The organism is Xenorhabdus eapokensis, assembly GCF_001908105.1.
Genome location: NZ_MKGQ01000151.1, coordinates 1 through 804, shown reverse-complemented (window position 1 = coordinate 804; position 804 = coordinate 1). Strand labels below are relative to the sequence as shown.

Genomic DNA, 804 nt, shown 5'->3' with positions numbered 1-804 from the left:
TATGTGACTGACCATCTCGGTGATGAGCAAGGCATCCTCATCATCGATGAAACCGGTTTTATCAAAAAAGGGACGCATTCTGCCGGCGTCCAACGCCAATATAGCGGGACTGCCGGACGGATAGAAAACAGTCAGATAGGCGTCTTTCTCTGTTATGCCGGTCAGGGCGGCCATGCCTTTATTGACCGGGCCTTATATCTGCCTGAACAATGGACAGATAACCGGCCCCGCTGTAAAGCCGCTGGCATTCCTGACTCGGTCACCTTTGCCACCAAACCCCAACTTGCCCAACAGATGTTGGAACGCGCATTAGATGCCGGCGTCCCTTGTCGTTGGGTGACCGCCGATACGGTGTATGGTCAAGATCGTCGTCTGCGGTGCTGGTTAGAATCCCGATATCAACCGTTTGTACTGGCAATCCCCAAAAATGAACGTGTGTGGTGGCAAGGACCCACGTATACCAGCGCCGACAAGGTGGTGGACAGTCTGCCATCTTCGTTTTGGGAAAAACACTCCGCGGGATTGGGGATAAAGGGAGAACGTTGGTATGACTGGGTTCGGGTGCCGCTTTGGCGTTTACAACCCAGTGAGGAAGAGCGGGATTATGGTCATTATCTGCTGGTTAGGCGCAGCCAGGATGAGAAACAAGAGCGGGCTTATTATATCGTCTATGCCCGCAGGGAACAGACTGACCTGAAAACCCTGGTTCAGGTGGCAGGGCATCGCTGGGAAATTGAAAGTGGTTTTGAGGAAACGAAGGGGGAATGTGGCCTGGATCATTATGAAGTGCGGCAATGGCACAGT

Annotated in this window: 1 protein-coding gene; it reads left to right on the top strand. The window is 53.0% G+C overall.

Annotation, left to right across the window (positions count from 1 at the left end; all coding sequences use genetic code 11):
- On the top strand, positions 1 to 804 hold an 804-nt coding region (locus tag Xedl_RS19875), incomplete at both ends, for an IS701 family transposase (RefSeq protein ID WP_083600416.1).